1 protein-coding gene is annotated in these 455 nt (G+C 69.0%); it reads left to right on the top strand.

Going from position 1 to position 455, the window contains the following annotated elements:
* Positions 1 to 455: ATP-binding protein (locus GVL52_RS28960; RefSeq protein ID WP_160012732.1), on the top strand; the 455-nt coding region annotated here is incomplete at both ends.

The raw sequence follows: 455 nt of genomic DNA, 5'->3' as shown, positions 1-455 counted from the left end.
CACCTGACCCTCGAGGGCACCCACGGCGAACTGGACCGCAATGTCCTCGACCGCATGGTCGCGCCGCTCGAACACATGCTGCGCAACTCCGTGGCCCACGGCCTGGAAGCGCCGGAACAGCGTCGCGCCGCCGGCAAGCCGGAAGAGGGCGAAGTCGCCATCCGCCTGCACCGTGAAGGCTCGGAAATCGTGCTGGAAGTGGCCGATGACGGTGCTGGCCTGGACCGCGAAGCGATCCGACGCCGCGCCATCGATCGTGGCCTGTTGGCCGCCGACGCGCAGCCCAGCGAGCAGGAACTGGACAACCTGATCTTCGCCTCCGGTTTCTCCACCGCCGACCAGGTCAGCCAGCTGGCGGGTCGTGGCGTGGGCATGGACGTGGTGCGCAACGAAGTGCGCCAGCTCGGCGGCTCGGTCGACATCCAGTCGGTGCGTGGCCAGGGCGTGCGCTTCAC

Origin of the sequence: Rhizobium sp. 18055, assembly GCF_902706285.1 — a bacterium.
GTDB lineage: Bacteria > Pseudomonadota > Alphaproteobacteria > Rhizobiales > Rhizobiaceae > Rhizobium.
The sequence above is the reverse complement of the archived record's forward strand: the minus strand, read 5'-3'. Positions and strand labels throughout refer to the sequence as shown.